Consider the following 18,465-nt stretch of genomic DNA (forward strand, 5'->3'; position numbering starts at 1 on the left):
TCCGCCGCTGGCTGGGTCTGCGAGATCACTACTCCAACGCCTGACAACCATCCCGAAACAGGAGGAAAGCACCCATGAATTCCTGGCTACGCGGCCTGCTCTATACATTCGCCTTCCTGCTGCTGTTTGTCTGGGTCGGCCTCGGCCTGTTCGATGCGGAGCGGGCCAAGGGCCCCATCGCCGGCTGGATCAGCCAGCAGACAGGGGTGCCCGTCACCATAGGGCGGCTGGTGTTCAACCCGCTCCACCCCTACACCCTGCTGGCCGAGCAGGTGAGCTATGGCGACGCAGTGACCCTCGACAAGCTCTATCTGGAGATAGAGAGCATCGACTGGCTGAACCGGGACGTGCGCATCGCCCACCTCGATCTCATTCGCCCCGTCATCAGGCTGCCGCTGCCCAACCAGCTGCCGAACCTGCCAGTTCACTCCCTCACCATCAGCGACAGCATTATCGATCGGCTCAGCCTGCAGAGTGACGAGCTGACCCTGAGCGGCCTCAACGCCACCCTCAACGACTGGCAACTGCTCAATCCGGTGCGGCCACCCCAGGCCAACCTGAGCCTCAACATCAATCAGCTGACAACCCCCGCCGTGGCCCTCTCCCGCCTCAACCTCAAGGGTCGACTGGAAGGCCAGGTGCTGAGTACCGACAAGCTGACCACCAACCTGTTCGATGGCCTGCTGGAAACCGGCATGGAGCTGGACTGGCCGGCACGCAGCCTGCGGCTGAGCAACCTCAAGACCCAGGGTATGCGCATCGAGTGGAGCACCCTTGCCAAGACCGAATCTCCCCTGCGTCAGGTCAGCCTGGATCTCGGCCAGATCCGGGATCTCAGCTTCAACGACATCGAGCAGGAGCTGGCCCTCAACAACCTCAACGGCCAGCTCACCGCCTTCAACTGGCAGGCCGGCAGCACGCCGACCGGCTACTTCTCGGGGACCCTCGGCGATCTCGGCCGCGGCCTGTTCCAGCTGGAGGCCATCCAGGGCAAGGTCGCCTTCTCGCCCCAGCAGATCGACGCCGAGGTGCAGGGCAAGGCCTACGAAGGCGAATTCAATCTGGAGCTGGCGCTGGATACCCAGCAGCAGAAGCTGACCCTGAAAGACATGGCCCTGAGCGGCATGGACATCAGCCTGCCACAGGGGTGGTGGCAGGATTGGCAGAGCTGGCGGCCACAGCAGATCGACATCCGCAAGCTGGCCTTCGACAAGCTCAAGGTGCTCTCCTTCGACGATGCCCTGCCGCTGTCGCTGACCGGCTGGCAGCTTTATCTGACCGATCTCGGCCTGCGGGGCCAACAGCCCGCCCCCCTGCTCGGCCGGGCCAGGATAGAGAGCCAGTGGTTCGAGCTGGTGTGGGATGGCCTCAGTGCCCGCAACGGCGCGCTGGACGGCGAGCTGACCCCCAGTGCCTGGCTGCTCAACAAGCTGACCAGCTCGCTGCCCGACCAGGGCTCCCTCAGCCTGAGCGGCCAGTGGGGCAAGGAACCGGGCCAGACCAGCCGGTTGCAGATCAAGGGCGAGAAACTGGATCTGGTGCAGTGGGGCAAGATCCTCCACTCGCCCGTCTCCTTCGCCGGCAAGATGGATCTGAGCGCCGATCTGCAGGCGCTGCACGGTGGCACTCCGGGCGCCTGGCGCAGCTCCCTGCAGGGGAGCTTTGCCCTTGATGCCACCGAGCCCTTCTGGGACAAGGTGCAGATAGATCCCCTGCTGGATGAGTGGTTCAAGGGCGCCACCCCGCCCACCCTCAGCCCGGATCAGCTGTGGCAAGCCATGCAGGCGGGGGACACCCCCTTCTACCGCATCAAGCTGCAGGGCAAGGTGGAGCAGGGCCAGTTGCAGATAGAGCAGGCCGGCGCCTCCACCATCACTCACCTGCTCGCCCTGCAGGGGGGCATGGATCTGGTCAACGAACAGTGGCAGCTGGATCTCGGCGCCCTGAATGGCCAGCGCTGCGCCGAGCTGCTGAGCCACTGGCGCGGCCCGCTCGACGCCCCCGTGCTGAGCTGGGAGTTCCCGGCCAAGCAGGCCTCCTGTGGCTGGGAGGTGGGGGTGAGCTATCCGGCCCAGGGGCGCAACAGCCCGCTCTGGCGACCGGCACAGCCCGCCAAAGCGCCCACGCCGACCAGCGAGCAGTAAAACGAACAAGGCCTCATCATGAGGCCTTGTTGCAATCTTGCGAGGTGAAAAGCGTCAGGCCTGCTGACCGGGCCGCTTGATGGGCTGCACCACGTAGTGACCGAGGAACTCGGCCGCCAGCTTGTCACCACTGAACAGCTTGATCTTGAGGCTGAACTTGGCCGACTCTCCCGCCTTGAGCGGCGCCAGCACGGCGGGCATTCCCTCGCGGGCCACCCGCGCCTCCGGCTCCTCGTTGACCGGGCGGTAATACTTGATGTTGCCCTCCGCCAGCACTGTATCCCCCACCAGACCCGCTTCTTTGAGCTGCAACCAGATCAGGCCCCAGCCCGCCAGCACGCACTGGCTGTAGATGCTGCCGGCAAACATGGTGTCGTGCACGTTGAGGTTGGCCGCCAGATTGGCCTTGAGATGGAAGGTCTGGCCGTCGTAGTGGGTGATGTGTACCCCCATCTTCTCGCTGATGGGGATGCCCCGCGACCAGCGGGTGGTCAGATCCTGGCACCACTCGGGGCGATACTGGATAGTCTGCAAGGGGCTGAGAGACTTGATCATCTGGCGGTGCGGAATGCGACCGAAGGAGACGGGGCCTTCCCCCACCTCGAGGAAACCGCACTTGCGATAGAACTCCACCGCCTCCTGGCGGGCATTCATCACCAGCCGCTTCACCTTCTCGCTGCGGGCCAACTGCTCGAGATCTTCCACCATGCGGACACCCAGCCCCTGCCCGCGAAACTCGGGGCGCAACGCCATAAAGCGGATCTGGGCCTCGTCGCCACCGACAAACAACCGGCCGACGGCGATGGGCGTGCCGTCAGGGGCCAGCATCAGGCGGTGGATGGCGACGGTATCGTATTCATCCCGCTCGGAACCGACGGGCAGATTGAAGGGTTTACGCAGCAGTTCCCAACGCAGCTGGTAGTAAGCATCCAGCTCGGCTGCCGTCTGGGGAGTGACCACCCGGTACATAGTTCCATCCTTGAGTTACACTGGTCGAAAACCATCTTGCCGTGCAAATTCATGGACTTCAATCTGCAAGCGTACCAAGCCGACCACTTATTGCACCTGAGCGCCAAGCCGGAACGGCGCCTCTCCATACTGGAAAATGCCCATCACCGCTGGCTGGAGATAGACGGCGTGGTGCAGTCGGCCATGTCCCTCGCCCAGCCGGCCAGTCTCTGCCTGCCCCATCAGCAGTGCATCGCCAGCCTGTTGCCGGTGACGGCTACCCGGGTGCTGGAGCTGGGGCTCGGCGGCGGCGATCTCACCCGTCACCTGGGGGCACGCTGGCCCGAGGCACGGCACGACTGCGTGGATCTGGACGAAGAGGTGCTGACCCTGTTTCAAGTGTTCTTCCGCCACCCGGCGGAGCCCGCTGATCGGGCTCTGCACCTGCACCACGCCGATGCCCTCGCCTTCCTGCTGGCCCGCGACGACACCTATGACTTCGCGCTGCTCGACCTGTTCAGCCAGGATGGCAACCCCCTGCTGATGTTCCAGCATCACCTCTATCAGACCCTGGCCGCCCGGCTGCGCGGTCCCCTCATCATCAACCTGCTGCCGCGCACCCACAGGGAGCTGGAGCAGGCACTCATGCTGGCCGAGGAGTGGATTGGCCCCACCCAGGCGCACCCCGTGCCCGGCTACATCAACGTGATCCTGCACGCAATCCCGCGCCACCTCGCCTAGCCGCGATGCTCCCGGTTATTGCCACCGGCTCTGCCGATACATCCTCTCAGACCTGCAGCCAGAAGGTCACAGGACCGTCGTTGAGCAGCGCCACCTTCATGTCGGCGGCAAAGCGGCCCGTCTCGGTCGGTATGCCGCTGGCAGTTGCCTGCACCACGAAGTAGTCATATAGCCGCTCGGCCTCAACCGGGTGGGCGCCGCCGGAGAAGCCGGGTCTCATGCCTTTTTTGGTATCCGCCGCCAGAGTGAACTGGGAAACGACCAGCAGACTGCCGCCAGCCTGACTCACGTTCAGATTCATCTTGCCCTCGTCATCGGAGAAGATGCGGTAGCCGCTCACCTTGTGCAGCAGCTTGTCGGCCTTGGCCTCGTCATCCCCCTGCTCCACCCCGAGCAGCACCAACAGTCCCTGACCTATAGCCCCGGTCACTTCTCCCTCTACCGTTACGCTGGCCTCGGAAACCCGCTGGATCAATGCAATCACATCCCTCTCCTCTTGAAACAAAATGACCGCCCCCATCTGCTGACGGGGGCGGTCATCGATGCTAACAGCAAGAGGCCGGATCAGGCCAACTCATCAGCACCCGGTCGCTCATATTCGCCGAGGCAGGCGGTGGTTTCCGCGCCAAGCAAGACCACCAACCAGCTGAGATAGACCCAGACAAACAGGATCGGAATGGTCGCCAGGGCGCCATAGATGGCCTGATAGGAGGGGAAGTTGGTGATGTAGATGGCAAATCCACGCTTGGCCAGCTCGAACAGGGTAGCGGCCACCAGGGCGCCGATGAAGGCGTGTATCAGCCGCACCTTGCAGTTGGGCACCACGGTATAGACCAGCAGGAAGGTGAGCACGGAGAAGAGGAACGGCAAGCCGCGCAGCAGCAGGTAGCCGATGCCGAACAGGCTCTCGGCCCCAAACAGCCGCAGCGAGAAAATGTAGGAGGAGATGGCGATGCTGGCGCCGATAAGCACAGGGCCCAGGGTCAGTATCATCCAGTACATGGCAAACGCCTGCGCCAGCGGTCGGCCCTGGGTAGAGCGCCAGATGTAGTTGAGGTTCTTGTCGATGGCCGAGATCAGCATCAGCGCCACCACTATCAGGGCGCCTATGCCGACGGCAGTGGTATTGGTGGCATTGGCCACGAAGCCGTCTATGTACTCCTTGAGCATCTCACCCGCGGTGGGCACGAAGTTGTGATAGACGAACTGCTCCATCGCCTGTTTCAGGGTCTGGAATACGGGAAAGGCGGACATCATGCCGAACACCACGGCAATCATGGGCACCAGGGAGAGCAGGGTGACATAGGCCAGATAACCGGCGGTCACCGTCAGCCTGTCCTGCTGGAAACGACCCCAGACAAACTGGGCGAAGTGGCCACCATCGTGGCGTAAAAAGGAGAGGGCATGGCCGAGACGGCCACCGAATTTCTGCTGCATCGTGATTCCCAATGTCTTCATCATGCCGGCATTGTGTCAGATTGCATGGCCATTTGGCCACCCATGGGCCGGATCGATGCGACCTGTTCGGGCATGCTGGCCAACGATACCCCGCCGAGCGACCATAAAAAAAGAGGCCCGAAGGCCTCTCTCTGTCTGTCGAGGAACAGATATCAAGCACGACCAGCGCGCTTGCGATCCATCTCGGTCAGCAGTTTCTTACGCACACGGATAGCCTTGGGCGTGATCTCTACCAGCTCATCGTTGTCGATGAACTCGAGAGCCTGTTCCAGGGTCATGCGGATCGGCGGAGTCAGCACCTGGGCTTCATCGGTACCGGAGGCACGCATGTTGGTCAGCTGCTTGCCCTTCAGGCAGTTCACTGTCAGGTCGTTGGAACGGGAGTGAATACCGATCACCTGGCCTTCGTACACTTCGGTCGCGTGACCGATGAACAGACGACCACGGTCTTGCAGACCGAACAGGGCGAAGGTCAGAGCCTTGCCGGTAGCGTTGGAGATCAGCACGCCGTTCTGACGCTCGCCGATGCTGCCACCCTTGTGCGGACCGTAATGGTCGAAGGTGTGGTACAGCAGACCGGTACCTGAGGTCATGGTCAGGAACTCGGTCTGGAAGCCGATCAGGCCACGACTCGGGATCATGAAGTCAAGACGGACACGGCCCTTGCCATCCGGGGTCATGTTGGTCATCTCGCCCTTACGCAGGCCGAGTTGCTCCATCACGGAACCCTGGTGGATCTCTTCCACGTCGACAGTCACGGTTTCGAACGGTTCGTGCAGAACGCCGTCCACTGTGCGCAGGATAACTTCCGGACGGGATACCGCCAGCTCGTAGCCTTCGCGACGCATGTTTTCGATCAGGATGGAGAGGTGCAATTCACCACGACCGGATACGCGGAACTTGTCCGGATCTTCGGTCTCTTCCACACGCAGGGCCACGTTGTGGACCAGCTCCTGGTTCAGACGCTCCAGGATGTTGCGGGAGGTCACGAACTTGCCTTCTTTGCCGGCGAACGGTGAGGTGTTGACCTGGAAGGTCATGTTCACGGTCGGCTCGTCAACGGAGAGCGGCGGCAGGGCTTGAACAGCGCCGTTGTCACAGATGGTGTCGGAGATTTTCAGCTCGCCCAGACCAGTGATGGCGATGATGTCGCCCGCTTGCGCGTCAACCACTTCGGTACGGGACAGACCCAGGTAGCCAAGCACCTGACCGACTTTGCCGGTACGGGTCTTGCCATCGGCACCGACGACGGTGACTTGCTGGTTGGTCTTGACGCGACCACGGCTGATGCGGCCGATACCGATAACACCCACGTAGGAGTTGTAGTCCAGCTGGGAGATTTGCATCTGGAAGGCACCGGCGGGGTCACCCTTCGGCTGCTCGACGTTGTCAACGATGGCCTGGAACAGGGGTTCCATGTTGTCGGACTCAACGCCCTGATCCAGGGTAGCCCAACCGTTCAGTGCAGAGGCGTAGACAACTTTGAAGTCCAGTTGCTCATCGGTGGCACCCAGGTTGTCGAACAGGTCGAATACCTGATCCATTACCCAGTCAGGACGAGCACCCGGACGGTCGATCTTGTTGATGACCACGATCGGCTTCAGACCCTGGGCGAAGGCTTTCTGGGTCACGAAACGAGTCTGCGGCATAGGGCCGTCAACAGCATCAACCAGCAGCAGCACGGAGTCGACCATGGACATGACGCGCTCTACTTCACCACCGAAGTCGGCGTGACCCGGGGTATCAACGATGTTGATGCGGTAGTCGTTCCAGCGGATCGCAGTGTTCTTGGCGAGAATGGTAATACCACGTTCCTTTTCCAGATCGTTGGAATCCATCAGACGCTCTTGACCATCAGTGGTACGGTCCAGGGTTCCAGACTGCTGCAGCAGCTTATCAACCAGGGTAGTTTTGCCGTGGTCTACGTGCGCAATAATCGCAATATTGCGTAAATTCTCTAACATTCTCGCCTCAATCACCGGGTAAAATTGGGCGCTAATTGTACTCTCGCCTTTGTGATCTGCCTAGCAGAATTGCAGTGCATTCACGCATAACAGGGGATCGGGATCATGGACCTTCCGTTCAAAGCCTGCTTAGATGGGGGCTGACCGTATACTGCGCACCATTTTAGTGCACCAAAACGATCCACTGTTGCACTACTTTGAGGCGTAACGCGCTGAGATGGCGGGTCTTGGGGCAGGCTTATAGTCGCAAATGCCCTGAAATCAAGCTGTCACAAACTTGGCACGATACTGGCTTATGTGAATGTGATGACGCATTCACCCTAAGAGTTTTAACACCGGAGGTTACTTAGCATGTCAGCCCAGAACGTTTTGGCCCTGATCCAGGAACACGAAGTCAAGTTTGTTGACCTGCGCTTTACCGACACCAAGGGTAAAGAGCAGCACGTATCCATCCCTTCCCACCAGGTCAACGAAGACTTCTTCGAAGACGGCAAGATGTTCGATGGCTCCTCCATCGGCGGCTGGAAGGGCATCAACGAGTCTGACATGGTGCTGATGCCGGATGCGGCCTCCGCCAAGCTGGATCCGTTCACCGAAGAGACCACCCTGAACATCGTCTGCGATGTGCTGGAACCGGCCACCATGCAAGGTTACGACCGCGATCCGCGCTCCATCTCCAAGCGTGCCGAAGATTTCCTGAAAGCCAGCGGCATCGCTGACACCGTGCTGTTCGGGCCGGAGCCGGAATTCTTCATGTTCGACAACATCACCTTCTCGAACACCATGGGCCACAGCTTCGTGAAAATCGAATCTGAAGAAGCCGCCTGGAACTCGGGTACCGAGTATGAGCACGGCAACAAGGGCCACCGTCCGTTCGTGAAAGGCGGTTACTTCCCGGTTGCACCGGTCGACTCCTCCCAGGACATCCGCGCCGCCATGTGTCTGGTGCTGGAAGAGATGGGCCAGGTCGTTGAAGCTCACCACCACGAAGTGGCGACCGCCGGTCAGAACGAGATCGCGACTCGTTTCAACACCCTCACCCTGAAAGCGGATGAAGTGCAGGTGCTGAAGTACGTGATCCACAACGTGGCCCACGCCTACAACAAGACAGTCACCTTCATGCCGAAACCCATGTTCGGTGACAACGGCTCCGGCATGCACTGCCACCAGTCCCTGGCCAAGAACGGCGTCAACCTGTTCGCCGGCGACCTGTACGGCGGTCTGTCCGAGATGGCACTGCACTACATCGGCGGTATCATCAAGCACGCCAAGGCCATCAACGCCTTCGCCAACCCGACCACCAACTCCTACAAGCGTCTGGTGCCGGGTTATGAAGCACCTGTCATGCTGGCCTACTCCGCCCGCAACCGCTCTGCCTCCATCCGTATCCCGGTAGTGCCGAGCCCGAAAGCCCGTCGCATCGAAGTACGCTTCCCGGATCCGGCTGCCAACCCGTACCTGGCGTTCGCAGCCCAGCTGATGGCCGGTCTGGACGGCATCATCAACAAGATCCATCCAGGCGATGCCATGGACAAGAACTTGTATGACCTGCCGCCGGAAGAAGCCGCCGAAGTGCCGACCGTTGCCGGCTCTCTGGACGAAGCCCTGGCCGCACTGGACAGCGATCGCGAGTTCCTGACCCGCGGTGGCGTGTTCAGCGATGACTTCATCAACTCCTACCTGGAACTGAAACAGCAGGATGTTGACCGCGTGCGCATGACCCCGCACCCGCTGGAGTTTGAACTGTACTACTCCGTTTAATCCGGACCACAGCTCAGAACTTGACCAAACCCGCCAACAGGCGGGTTTTTTCTCTGATAGGATTAAGCAAAATCCCGTCAAGGAGAGATGGATGAGAAACACATACCCCGTATGGGCACTGAGTCTGCTGCTGGCGAGCATGGGGGCTCAGGCCGCCAAGGTGTACTCCTGGACAGACAGCAAGGGTGTCGTCCACTACACGGATGCCCCTCCCCCCGGCCAGCAGGCCAAAGAAGTGGATCTGCGGGTTGCCCCTCTCATTGGCAGCTCGCCGCGCTCGGTACAGGTGGAGAACTTCAACAGCCTGACCGGCGTCGATGCCAAGAAGGAGAAGGAAGCGGCCAAGCTGGTGATCGAGCTGCTCTCACCAGAACAGGGCAGCACGCTGCGCGACAACACGGGCAACGTGGTGTTCCAGGGCCAGATCAGCCCGAAAGCGCCGACCCAGTACGACGTGCGCCTGACGCTGGATGGCAAGGCGGCCCCCATAGTCAACAATGGCCTGGCCATTCGGGTCGAGAACCTGGATCGCGGTGCGCACGAGGCCCAACTCGAGCTGCTGGCCAAAGACGGTACGATCCTTGCTAAATCCAGGGTAGTCACCTTCTACCTGCACCGAGCCAGCCTCAATCCGGCACCAAAAGTGACCCCGCTCCCCAACAAGGGGTGATCCTGTGCATCGATACGGGTAGACTAAATGCACCACATTGGTGCATTACTGGTGTATAGCACCGTTTTAGGGAGAAACCTGTGCCAACCCGCCCGGATCAAGCCAAGATACTGCTCGATAACTTGCTGACCGCCGTCATCCTGATGGATGAGCGGCTCTGCATCCAGTTCGTCAACCCGGCGGCCGAACAACTGCTCTCCCTCAGCCAGCGCCGGCTGATCGGGATCGAGCTGCCCCATCTGCTGGAACACATCTCCCTCGATCTGCAACGTCTCAAGCAGTGCCTCACCTCGGGGCAGGGCTTCACCGACAGCGAAGTGACCCTGGTGGTGGAAGGAGAACCCAGACTGGTGGAGATGAGCGTGAGCCCGCTCGCCGACCATGAACAAAGGTTGATGGTGGTGGAGCTGCGCAAGATCGATCAGCAGAAGAAGATCAGCCAGGAGCTGCAACAACATGCCCAGCAGCAGGCGGCCAAGGAATTGGTGCGCGGTCTGGCCCACGAGATAAAGAACCCTCTCGGCGGCCTGCGCGGCGCGGCCCAACTGTTGCAAAAAGAGCTGCCGGATCCGGCCTTGCGTGAATACACCGGCATCATCATAGAGCAGGCCGACCGGCTGCGAGTGCTGGTCGATCGCCTGCTCGGTCCACAACGCCCGGGTCGTCACCAGATGCACAATGTCCACTCGGTGCTGGAACAGGTACGCCGCCTGGTGGAGCTGGAGCTGCCGCCGACGGTCCGCATAGAACGGGATTATGATCCCAGCATTCCGGAATTCGAGATGGAGCCGGATCAGCTGCAGCAGGCGTTTCTCAACATGGTGCGCAACGCCGCCGAGGCCATAGGCGAGCAAACCGGGCTCATCCGCATCAAGACCCGCACCGCCTTCCAGATCACCATCCACGGCCAGCGCTACCGGCTGGCGGCCGAGATCAAGATCATCGACAACGGCCCCGGCATTCCCGATGCCATCCGCGATACCCTCTTCTACCCCATGATCACCGGCAAGGAGGGAGGCACCGGGCTCGGCCTCTCCATCGCCCAGAACCTGATCGATCAGCACAAGGGGCGGATCGACTGCATCAGCTGGCCAGGCCACACCGAATTCACCATCTTTCTACCGCTTCGCAAATAAGGGAACGTCATGACAGCAAAAGTGTGGATCGTCGATGACGACAGTTCTATCCGCTGGGTGCTGGAACGCACCCTCGGCAGCGAAGGCTTCGAGTGCGAGAGCTTCGCCGACGGCGAGGCCCTGCTGAGCTCGCTGGAGATGCGATCGCCGGATGTGATCCTCTCCGATATCCGCATGCCCGGCATAGACGGCCTCAGCCTGCTGGAGCAGATCCACCGCCGCCAGGCCGATCTGCCCATCATCATAATGACGGCCCACTCGGACCTGGACAGCGCGGTCAACGCTTACCAGCGCGGCGCCTTCGAGTACCTGCCCAAGCCGTTCGACATCGACGAGGCGGTCACCCTGGTGCGCCGCGCCGAGAATCACCTGAAAGAGCAGCGCACCAAGCGCAAGTCTCGTCAGCAAGAAGCCACCGCCACACCCGAGATCATCGGCGAGGCGCCGGCGATGCAGGAGGTGTTTCGCGCCATAGGCCGGCTGTCGCGCTCCAGCATCTCTGTGCTGATCAACGGCCAGAGCGGCACCGGCAAGGAGCTGGTCGCCCACGCGCTGCACAAGCACAGCCCGCGCGCCCACAAAAACTTCATCGCCCTCAACATGGCGGCCATCCCGAAAGATCTCATCGAATCCGAGCTGTTTGGCCATGAGAAGGGGGCCTTCACCGGCGCCAACAACATACGTCACGGCCGCTTCGAGCAGGCCGACGGTGGCACCCTGTTTCTCGACGAAATAGGCGACATGCCGCTGGATGTGCAGACCCGCTTGCTGCGGGTGCTGGCCGATGGCCAGTTCTACCGGGTCGGTGGCCATCAACCGGTGCAGGTGGACGTGCGGATCATCGCCGCCACCCACCAGAATCTGGAGAGGCGGGTCGCCGACGGCGAATTCCGGGAAGATCTGTTCCATCGCCTCAACGTCATCCGCATCCACATTCCGGCCCTCAAGGAGCGCCGTGAAGACATACCCCAGCTGGCCCAGCACTTTCTGTTGCGCGCCGCCAAGGAGCTGAACGTGGAGGCCAAGAGCCTGCATCCGGACACCCAGGCCTACATCAGCCGCCTGCCCTGGCCGGGCAACGTACGCCAGCTGGAGAACGTCTGCCGCTGGTTGACCGTGATGGCCTCTGGCCAGGAGGTGCTGGTCGGGGATCTGCCCGCCGAGCTGCTGACCCCCATCACCAGCGCGGCCGAGCCGGGCCAGCCAGCCCTGACCGGTGGCTGGCAGCAGCAGTTGCAGGATTGGGTCGCCAGCAAGCTGGCGCTGGGGGAGACCGATATCCTGGCCGATGCCCTGCCCCAGTTCGAGCGGATCATGCTGGAGACGGCACTGGATCACACCCATGGCCACAAACAGGAGGCCGCCCGCCTGCTCGGCTGGGGTCGCAACACCCTGACTCGCAAGCTGAAGGAACTCGACCTCTCCTGAATCCTCGGGAAAAACGATTCCCATCACGCCTTCGCAAATCACTGACCAATAAGACCCCGTTTGATTTCAAACGGGGTATCTTTTTTGAGAGCCCTGCCTAGAATGGCAGGCTTTCAAACCCGACTCGAAGAAGGCGTCACCATGATTGACAGATCTCTCCCCCTGACCGACCTGCACCGCCATCTGGACGGCAACATTCGTCCGCAGACCATCCTCGAGCTGGGACGTCAGCACAATATCCAGCTGCCCGCCGATGAACTGGAGGCGCTGCGCCCCCACGTGCAGATCGTCGAGAACGAACCGAGTCTGGTCGCCTTCCTCAAGAAGCTGGACTGGGGCGTGGCCGTGCTGGCCGACTATGACGCCTGCCGCCGGGTCGCCTACGAGAACGTGGAAGATCTGCTGCGTGCCGGTATCGACTACGCCGAGCTTCGCTTCAGCCCGGCCTACATGGCCATGGCTCACAAGCTGCACCCGCAAGGCGTGGTGGAGGCCATCATAGATGGCGTGGCTGCCGGCAGCCGCGACTTTGGCATCAAGACCAACCTGATCGGCATCATGAGCCGCACCTTCGGCACCGAGCAGTGCCGCATCGAACTGGAGGCCTGTCTGGCCCACCGCGACAAGCTGGTTGCCGTCGATCTGGCCGGCGACGAGCTGGGCTTCCCGGGCGAGCTGTTCACCGAGCACTTTCGCAAGGTGCGCGATGCGGGGATGCGCGTGACCGTGCACGCCGGTGAAGCCGCCGGCCCCGAGAGCATGTGGCAAGCCATCCGCGATCTGGGCGCCGAGCGTATCGGCCACGGCGTCAAGGCGATCCAGGATCCCCGTCTGATGGCCTATCTGGCGGAGCACCGCATCGGCATCGAATCCTGCCTCACCTCCAACCTCCAGACCACCACTGTGGCAAGCCTGACCGAACACCCGATCCGCCAGTTCCTGGCCGCCGGCGTGCTTGCCTGCCTCAACACGGACGATCCTGCGGTCGAAGGCATAGACCTGCCCCACGAATACGAGGTGGCCGCCCCGGCCGCCGGCATGACGGCGAACGAGATCCGCACCGCCCAGCAAAATGGCCTGACCCTGGCCTTCCTGAGCGATGGCGAGAAAGCCGAGCTGAGCGCCCGCGCCGCCAGCCGCTGAGCCTTGAACCGCTTGCTTACCCAATAAAAAAACCGCCGAGAGGCGGTTTTTTTATCTTCAGCGCCGGGCTGCCGGTTCAGATCACCCGGGAGAACTGCTGCTGGCGCGCCTTGTTGCGCAGATAGACATCGAAACACATGCAGATGTTGCGAATGAGCAGCTGGCCGGTGGAGACCACCTCCAGTCCCTCTTCACTCATGCGCACCAGACCGTCGTCGACAAAGGTCTGCAACAGCTTGAGATCGTCGGCAAAGTACTCACTGAAGACCAGGCCATGAGCCTGTTCGACGGCGGCGAAGTTCAGGCTGAAGTCACAGATGAGGCGCTTGATCACCTCGCGGCGGATCAGATCGTCCTGGTTGAGGGAGCACCCCTTCCACTGGGCATGGCCCAGCGTTTCTACCTGAGCGTAATAGGCCTTGAGCTCTTTCTGGTTCTGGGAATAGGCGTCGCCGATCATGCTGATGGAGGAGACCCCCAGCCCCAGCAGATCACAATCCCCCTGGGTGGTGTAGCCCTGGAAGTTGCGGTGCAGCTTGCCCTCGCGCTGGGCCACCGCCAGCTCGTCATCGGGCTTGGCGAAGTGATCCATGCCGATGAACTGGTAACCCTGACCGGTGAGGAAGGCGATGGTGTCCTGCAGCATGGCCAGCTTCTCCCGGGGGGCCGGCATGTCTTCCTCTTTCAGCTTGTGCTGGGCGGCGAAACGGCTCGGCAGATGGGCATAGTTGAAGATGGAGAGGCGGGCCGGATCCGTCTTGAGCACCTCTTCCAGGGTGTGGTGGAAGCTGTCGCGATTCTGGTGCGGCAGGCCGTAGATGAGGTCGAGATTGGTGGAGCGAAAGCCCAGTTCACGGGCCCGCTCCAGCATGGCGCGGATAAAGTCGTTGTCCTGCTCACGATTGACCGCAACCTGCACTGCCTTGTTGAAGTCCTGCACGCCGAGGCTGATGCGGTTGAACCCCACTTCACGCAGCACATCCAGCATGGTGAGCTCGATCTCCCGCGGATCCACTTCGATGCTGAACTCGCCTTCGTCCGCGAATTGGAAGTGCTCGCGTAACATGGCCATCAGACGGCGGGTCTGGGCTTCGTTGAGATAGGTGGGCGTGCCGCCGCCCCAGTGCAGCTGGGTCACCAGCCGGTGTTTGAACAGGGGGGCCTGGGCCTTGATCTCCTGCTCGAGATAGTCGAGGTATTGATCGGCCTTGTGCTGGTGACGGGTGATCACCTTGTTGCAGCCGCAGTAGTAGCAGAGCTTGTGACAGAAAGGGATGTGCACGTAGAGAGACAGGTTGCGCGCCGGATACTGGCCAGCGGCGTGAACGAAGTCCGGATAGACGAAGCGCTCGTTGAACTCCAGCGCAGTGGGATAGGAGGTGTAGCGCGGGCCGCTGTAGTTATATTTTTCGATCAGAGCCTGATCCCACACAATCTGTTCTGCTTGCACGCTTGCTTCCTCTTTTTTGTTATCGGCTCACCGGCTTAACTGAAAATCCTTCAGTTGGGCCACATCCTTGAGGATCTGCGCCTCCAGCTCGGCCTCATAGCCACTGCGTTCGAGATCCATCTTCATCACTTCATTGCGCTTGAGGGCACGTCTCGCCTCATGAGTCGGCATCTCTTTCACCTTCTCATAGAGACTGTACAAACCCGGAAATTCACTGGCAAAGGCCCGACCACCCTGGATCTGCAAGGCATCCAGCAAATTGGTCAGCCGGATGGCGCCTTCGGAGTAGTCGCACTGACCGTCCCGCACCGCATGGGCAATCACCCGCACGCTGTCGAGGATACGCTCATTGCGGGCCGCAACGGCCTGCACCTGCATATCACGCTGGCGCTTGAGACGGGCCAGCAGGGTACCGGCATACCAGGCCAACCCCAGCAAAATCAGGCCGCCCAACAGGGCGGCCAGCATCCATCCACTCATCACTTTTTCTTCGGCTCAGGCTTGGGCTCTGGCTGATAGTCAACCTGGGTGAAGCGGTCCCACAGCTCCTCTTCGGAGGCGGGCTGGCTCGGCTCGTCATAGCCGGCATCGTCGAAGGAGCCATCGTCGTCTTCGTCATCATCGTTGTCTATGATGCCAAGCTCATCCATCAGCTCCTGATAGCGATCGACACGCTGGTCAACCCAGGTCTGCTCGGCCGCTTCCAGAGTCTCGCCGGCATCGAGGCGATCCAGCAGATCGTTCAGGCGATCATCATTCTCGATGGCAGCCAGCTCCTGCTCGGGCGTCATTACCAGCTTCTTCTCTTTCACCGGCTTGGGCGCAACCGGCTTGCCGCTCTTCTCTTCCACGATCAGCGCGATAGGCTTGCGGGAACCGATACGCGGATCCTTGGCCTGCTTGCCATTCTTGTTGCTGGACTGTTCTGCCTGCTGGCGGGAGCCCGCCTTCAAGCCCTTACGCTTGGCGGCGCGCTTGCGCTCACGGCCTTCCAGGGCACTGGCATCTGATTCTTTGCGCTTACCGGTAGGCTTGCGGTTGGGTTGTTTAGCCGACATGAATGACTGACTCCGACAAATAACTGGATTGAAGCCGCACCCGGGATGAGACCATCCGGGGAGGATACTGACACGGGGGACAGTGGATCAGAAACAAGAGCGGGATCCTGCACCAACCCGACCATTTCTGGCCTCTGAACACCGCAGGATCGGTATCCTCTGGGCATGTTGCTGGTATTTTGACACAGAATGGCTAATCGGGTTAATGACCCAAAAGAAAAAAGGCAGCCGAAGCTGCCTCGATATGTTTATGCGAGTCCCATCCCTGGCTGCAAATCACCCTGTCCCTGGTGATACCTCTGCGCATCATATCTTTGTATATGGTCGTCCTGACCTTAATGGTCGTTCCTGAATGTGCGTGTGCTTGCTTGACCCATGGAGACGGCCTCCGGCCATCACTCTGGGGTGGTTGCATCCCGCAGCCCTGCTCTTCCTGAGCAGTCACCATCCTGGTATTTCAATCCCTTGCCTGTCACTTGCGTGGTCCTGTGGCATCCCGCCGCATCGACATCCTGTCTTCACAACATCCCGGTCGTGAATCGCCTCGTGGGCTACTCCATGCATCCACTGTATCAACTTAATAAAACGACTCAATCCACCAAGAACGTTTTCAAACGGAGATAAATTGCTTATTGTCATTTAACATATTGAAATTAATGAATTACTAAACATTATTTGAAAAATGTTTAAGCCCTGGCCAGGCCAATGAATGGGGGATCTCTTACAACAATGCGAGAAAAAATTGGCCAAATGGAGTTAAAGGCCAAAAAGAAACGAGGAGCCGGCGGCTCCTCGTTAATATCAATGGGGTACATCATAATGTGTTTTCAGTGCAAACCGGCCACGTATTTGGACAAGGCTTCTATATCCTGATCGGTCAGCTTCTTGGCAACGTCCCGCATCATGCTGTTCGGGTCGTTCTCACGGGCAGCCGCACGAAACGCGGTGAGCTGGGCCTTGATATAAGCAGGATGCTGGCCGGACAGGCTCGGATATTTGGCCTGCTCGACACCCGAGCCCCGCGGACCGTGACAAGCGGTACACGCAGCCAGTCCACGGCTCATGTCACCACCCATATAGAGCGCTTTACCCGCTGCTACAGCGTCATCAGGCACCGCAATCGGTGTTACCTTCTGGCTGGAGAAGTAGGCAGCAAGGTCTTCCATGTCCTGGTCGGACAGGGGAAGCGCCATAGGCCCCATGATGGGCGCAACTCGACCAATTTGGCCAGAAGCTGCAGCCTTCAGTTCAACTAATTGCTTTTTGATATATGATGCGTGCTGACCAGCAATCTTGGGATACATATCGACAAGGCTATTTCCGTCCGGTCCATGACAAGCCGCACACACGGCAGCCTTGGATTGTCCCGCAGCGGCATCGCCCTTGGCTTGTGCCATCCCCGTTACGCCAACCATCAGAGCAAGAGTAATGACTAGGTTCTTCATGGCGTTCCAACTTCTCGTTATTAGGCTTCCAGATCCCATGCCGCTGAAGGCATGTTAAAATAAACGCGTTTAAGCGACGCCATTTTACACGATTTCACAAAAAAGTAACTCTATAACCCTCTATCTCTATGGGGAATTTACGTTGGATACACAAACTCTGAATTTCAATAAGGTGCATTTTGTGACCAGCGCACCCGACATCCGTCACCTGCCAAATGATGGGGGTGTCGAGATTGCGTTTGCCGGCCGTTCCAATGCCGGTAAGTCATCTGCATTGAACACCTTAACCAAGCACAAGAACCTGGCTCGCACCAGTAAAACCCCGGGCCGCACCCAGCTGATCAACCTGTTTGAACTGGAACCAGGCAAGCGTCTGGTCGATCTGCCGGGCTATGGTTATGCACAAGTACCGCTGGAAATGAAGCTCAAGTGGCAAAAGTCACTGGCAGAATACCTGCAGCGTCGTGAGTCATTGAAAGGCCTGGTGATCCTGATGGACATCCGTCACCCGCTCAAAGATACCGACATGAACATGCTGGAGTGGAGCTCCCACCGTGAACTGCCGGTCATGCTGCTGCTGACCAAGGCGGACAAGCTGAGCCCAGGTCCGCGCAACAATCAGGTCATCAAGGTTCGTCAGGCCATTGCCGACCTGGGCCCGCAGATCCAGGTAGAAGCCTTCTCCTCCCTCAACAATATCGGGGTGGAAAAACTGGCCCAGACTCTGTCTGGCTGGTATCTGGCCGGGGCAGACGAGATCGCCGAAGGTGATGAGCAAGAGCAGATCGAGGAATAATGCATTCCTCCATCATACTGCTATCCCCTCCTTGCAATTGGCGGAGTTGACCCTCCGCTGATTGAAAGACTTTCAGTTTGATGACGTCCCGCCAACCCTCGATCCCCGCCTATACTCTTCCTCAAGAAAATTTGATAAAAGCCTTTTTTAACAATGGGATGAAAAGTTAATTACCATTATTAATTAACTTTCTATCCCCATGGCAACGTTTTCAGATTTCTGCCATCGAATTGAAGGTACATCACTCAATAAGTACGGAAATGAAATTTTATTACATGGAGGCGGTGGGAAGGGACAAAAATGAGGCCGGTACCACTGGTGCA

General features: G+C 59.8%; 16 protein-coding genes. 8 read left to right on the forward strand and 8 right to left on the reverse strand.

The window, feature by feature from the left end; translation table 11 throughout:
- Positions 1-74 precede the first annotated feature (74 nt).
- Positions 75-2,144 (forward strand): AsmA-like C-terminal region-containing protein, encoded by a 2,070-nt coding sequence (locus tag ACM3N8_RS19055; protein WP_416016494.1) that lies wholly within the window; start codon positions 75-77, stop codon positions 2,142-2,144.
- A 54-nt stretch (positions 2,145-2,198) separates the two neighbouring features.
- On the opposite strand, the gene ACM3N8_RS19060 is transcribed toward ACM3N8_RS19055, so the two are convergent.
- Positions 2,199-3,113, reverse strand: coding sequence for a YiiD C-terminal domain-containing protein (locus ACM3N8_RS19060; RefSeq protein WP_416016495.1), 915 nt, complete (start codon positions 3,111-3,113; stop codon positions 2,199-2,201).
- A gap of 51 nt (positions 3,114-3,164) precedes the next feature.
- Here ACM3N8_RS19060 and ACM3N8_RS19065 point away from each other — a divergent pair, with 51 nt between their 5' ends.
- The gene (locus ACM3N8_RS19065; protein WP_241280518.1) at positions 3,165-3,833 is read left to right on the forward strand and encodes a spermidine synthase; all 669 of its coding nucleotides are present in this window, start codon (positions 3,165-3,167) and stop codon (positions 3,831-3,833) included.
- Positions 3,834-3,879: 46 nt separating this feature from the next.
- Here ACM3N8_RS19065 and dtd read toward each other — a convergent pair whose 3' ends face one another.
- The 3 genes from dtd to typA form a co-directional block, all read right to left on the reverse strand.
- Positions 3,880-4,317, reverse strand: coding sequence for a D-aminoacyl-tRNA deacylase (gene dtd, locus ACM3N8_RS19070; protein WP_274453209.1), 438 nt, complete (start codon positions 4,315-4,317; stop codon positions 3,880-3,882).
- An 80-nt stretch (positions 4,318-4,397) separates the two neighbouring features.
- Positions 4,398-5,270, reverse strand: a complete 873-nt coding sequence (locus tag ACM3N8_RS19075) for a virulence factor BrkB family protein (RefSeq protein ID WP_043136447.1) — start codon at positions 5,268-5,270, stop codon at positions 4,398-4,400.
- Between the two features lie 173 nt (positions 5,271-5,443).
- Positions 5,444-7,255, reverse strand: a complete 1,812-nt coding sequence (gene typA / locus ACM3N8_RS19080; RefSeq protein WP_043136450.1) for a translational GTPase TypA — start codon at positions 7,253-7,255, stop codon at positions 5,444-5,446.
- A 351-nt stretch (positions 7,256-7,606) separates the two neighbouring features.
- Between typA and glnA the strand changes: the two genes are divergently transcribed.
- The 5 genes from glnA to add all read left to right on the forward strand — a co-directional run bounded on the left by glnA (position 7,607) and on the right by add (position 13,393).
- Entirely contained in the window at positions 7,607-9,016 is a 1,410-nt protein-coding gene (glnA, locus tag ACM3N8_RS19085) for a glutamate--ammonia ligase (RefSeq protein WP_042866924.1), read from the forward strand.
- A gap of 91 nt (positions 9,017-9,107) precedes the next feature.
- A complete protein-coding gene (locus ACM3N8_RS19090) occupies positions 9,108-9,686 on the forward strand; it encodes a DUF4124 domain-containing protein (protein ID WP_098981030.1) in 579 nt (192 codons plus the stop codon).
- Between the two features lie 80 nt (positions 9,687-9,766).
- On the forward strand, positions 9,767-10,822 hold the full coding sequence (gene glnL / locus ACM3N8_RS19095; RefSeq protein ID WP_043136455.1) for a nitrogen regulation protein NR(II): 1,056 nt from the start codon (positions 9,767-9,769) through the stop codon (positions 10,820-10,822).
- A 9-nt stretch (positions 10,823-10,831) separates the two neighbouring features.
- Positions 10,832-12,250 carry a nitrogen regulation protein NR(I) gene (glnG, locus tag ACM3N8_RS19100; protein ID WP_043136458.1) on the forward strand — a complete coding sequence of 473 codons (1,419 nt, stop codon included), beginning with the start codon at positions 10,832-10,834 and terminating at the stop codon, positions 12,248-12,250.
- Between the two features lie 141 nt (positions 12,251-12,391).
- On the forward strand, positions 12,392-13,393 hold the full coding sequence (gene add, locus ACM3N8_RS19105; RefSeq protein WP_416016496.1) for an adenosine deaminase: 1,002 nt from the start codon (positions 12,392-12,394) through the stop codon (positions 13,391-13,393).
- Between the two features lie 76 nt (positions 13,394-13,469).
- On the opposite strand, the gene hemN is transcribed toward add, so the two are convergent.
- From hemN to ACM3N8_RS19125, 4 genes are all read right to left on the reverse strand, one after another.
- On the reverse strand, positions 13,470-14,843 hold the full coding sequence (gene hemN / locus ACM3N8_RS19110) for an oxygen-independent coproporphyrinogen III oxidase (RefSeq protein WP_416016497.1): 1,374 nt from the start codon (positions 14,841-14,843) through the stop codon (positions 13,470-13,472).
- 27 nt (positions 14,844-14,870) lie between these two features.
- Positions 14,871-15,311, reverse strand: a complete 441-nt coding sequence (locus ACM3N8_RS19115; RefSeq protein ID WP_103472684.1) for a DUF2489 domain-containing protein — start codon at positions 15,309-15,311, stop codon at positions 14,871-14,873.
- An 11-nt stretch (positions 15,312-15,322) separates the two neighbouring features.
- A complete protein-coding gene (gene yihI / locus ACM3N8_RS19120) occupies positions 15,323-15,901 on the reverse strand; it encodes a Der GTPase-activating protein YihI (RefSeq protein ID WP_042866913.1) in 579 nt (192 codons plus the stop codon).
- An 827-nt stretch (positions 15,902-16,728) separates the two neighbouring features.
- Complete coding sequence (locus ACM3N8_RS19125) at positions 16,729-17,346, reverse strand: c-type cytochrome (RefSeq protein WP_043136470.1); 618 nt, start codon at positions 17,344-17,346, stop codon at positions 16,729-16,731.
- A gap of 142 nt (positions 17,347-17,488) precedes the next feature.
- Between ACM3N8_RS19125 and yihA the strand changes: the two genes are divergently transcribed.
- The gene (yihA, locus tag ACM3N8_RS19130; protein WP_042033919.1) at positions 17,489-18,142 is read left to right on the forward strand and encodes a ribosome biogenesis GTP-binding protein YihA/YsxC; all 654 of its coding nucleotides are present in this window, start codon (positions 17,489-17,491) and stop codon (positions 18,140-18,142) included.
- Positions 18,143-18,465 lie beyond the last annotated feature (323 nt).

Source organism: Aeromonas sp. A04 (genome assembly GCF_047780465.1).
GTDB classification, from domain to species: Bacteria; Pseudomonadota; Gammaproteobacteria; order Enterobacterales; family Aeromonadaceae; genus Aeromonas; species Aeromonas bestiarum.

Bases quoted from the DNA above. Each gene is read 5' to 3' on its own strand.
- ACM3N8_RS19065 (WP_241280518.1), top strand. From the start codon at position 3,165: ATGGACTTCAATCTGCAAGCGTACCAAGCCGACCACTTATTGCACCTG.
- glnA (WP_042866924.1), top strand. From the start codon at position 7,607: ATGTCAGCCCAGAACGTTTTGGCCCTGATCCAGGAACACGAAGTCAAG.
- ACM3N8_RS19060 (WP_416016495.1), bottom strand. From the start codon at position 3,113: ATGTACCGGGTGGTCACTCCCCAGACGGCAGCCGAGCTGGATGCTTAC.
- typA (WP_043136450.1), bottom strand. From the start codon at position 7,255: ATGTTAGAGAATTTACGCAATATTGCGATTATTGCGCACGTAGACCAC.
- ACM3N8_RS19055 (WP_416016494.1), top strand. From the start codon at position 75: ATGAATTCCTGGCTACGCGGCCTGCTCTATACATTCGCCTTCCTGCTG.
- ACM3N8_RS19115 (WP_103472684.1), bottom strand. From the start codon at position 15,311: ATGCTGGCCGCCCTGTTGGGCGGCCTGATTTTGCTGGGGTTGGCCTGG.
- ACM3N8_RS19075 (WP_043136447.1), bottom strand. From the start codon at position 5,270: ATGCAGCAGAAATTCGGTGGCCGTCTCGGCCATGCCCTCTCCTTTTTA.
- yihI (WP_042866913.1), bottom strand. From the start codon at position 15,901: ATGTCGGCTAAACAACCCAACCGCAAGCCTACCGGTAAGCGCAAAGAA.
- glnG (WP_043136458.1), top strand. From the start codon at position 10,832: ATGACAGCAAAAGTGTGGATCGTCGATGACGACAGTTCTATCCGCTGG.
- ACM3N8_RS19090 (WP_098981030.1), top strand. From the start codon at position 9,108: ATGAGAAACACATACCCCGTATGGGCACTGAGTCTGCTGCTGGCGAGC.
- ACM3N8_RS19125 (WP_043136470.1), bottom strand. From the start codon at position 17,346: ATGAAGAACCTAGTCATTACTCTTGCTCTGATGGTTGGCGTAACGGGG.
- add (WP_416016496.1), top strand. From the start codon at position 12,392: ATGATTGACAGATCTCTCCCCCTGACCGACCTGCACCGCCATCTGGAC.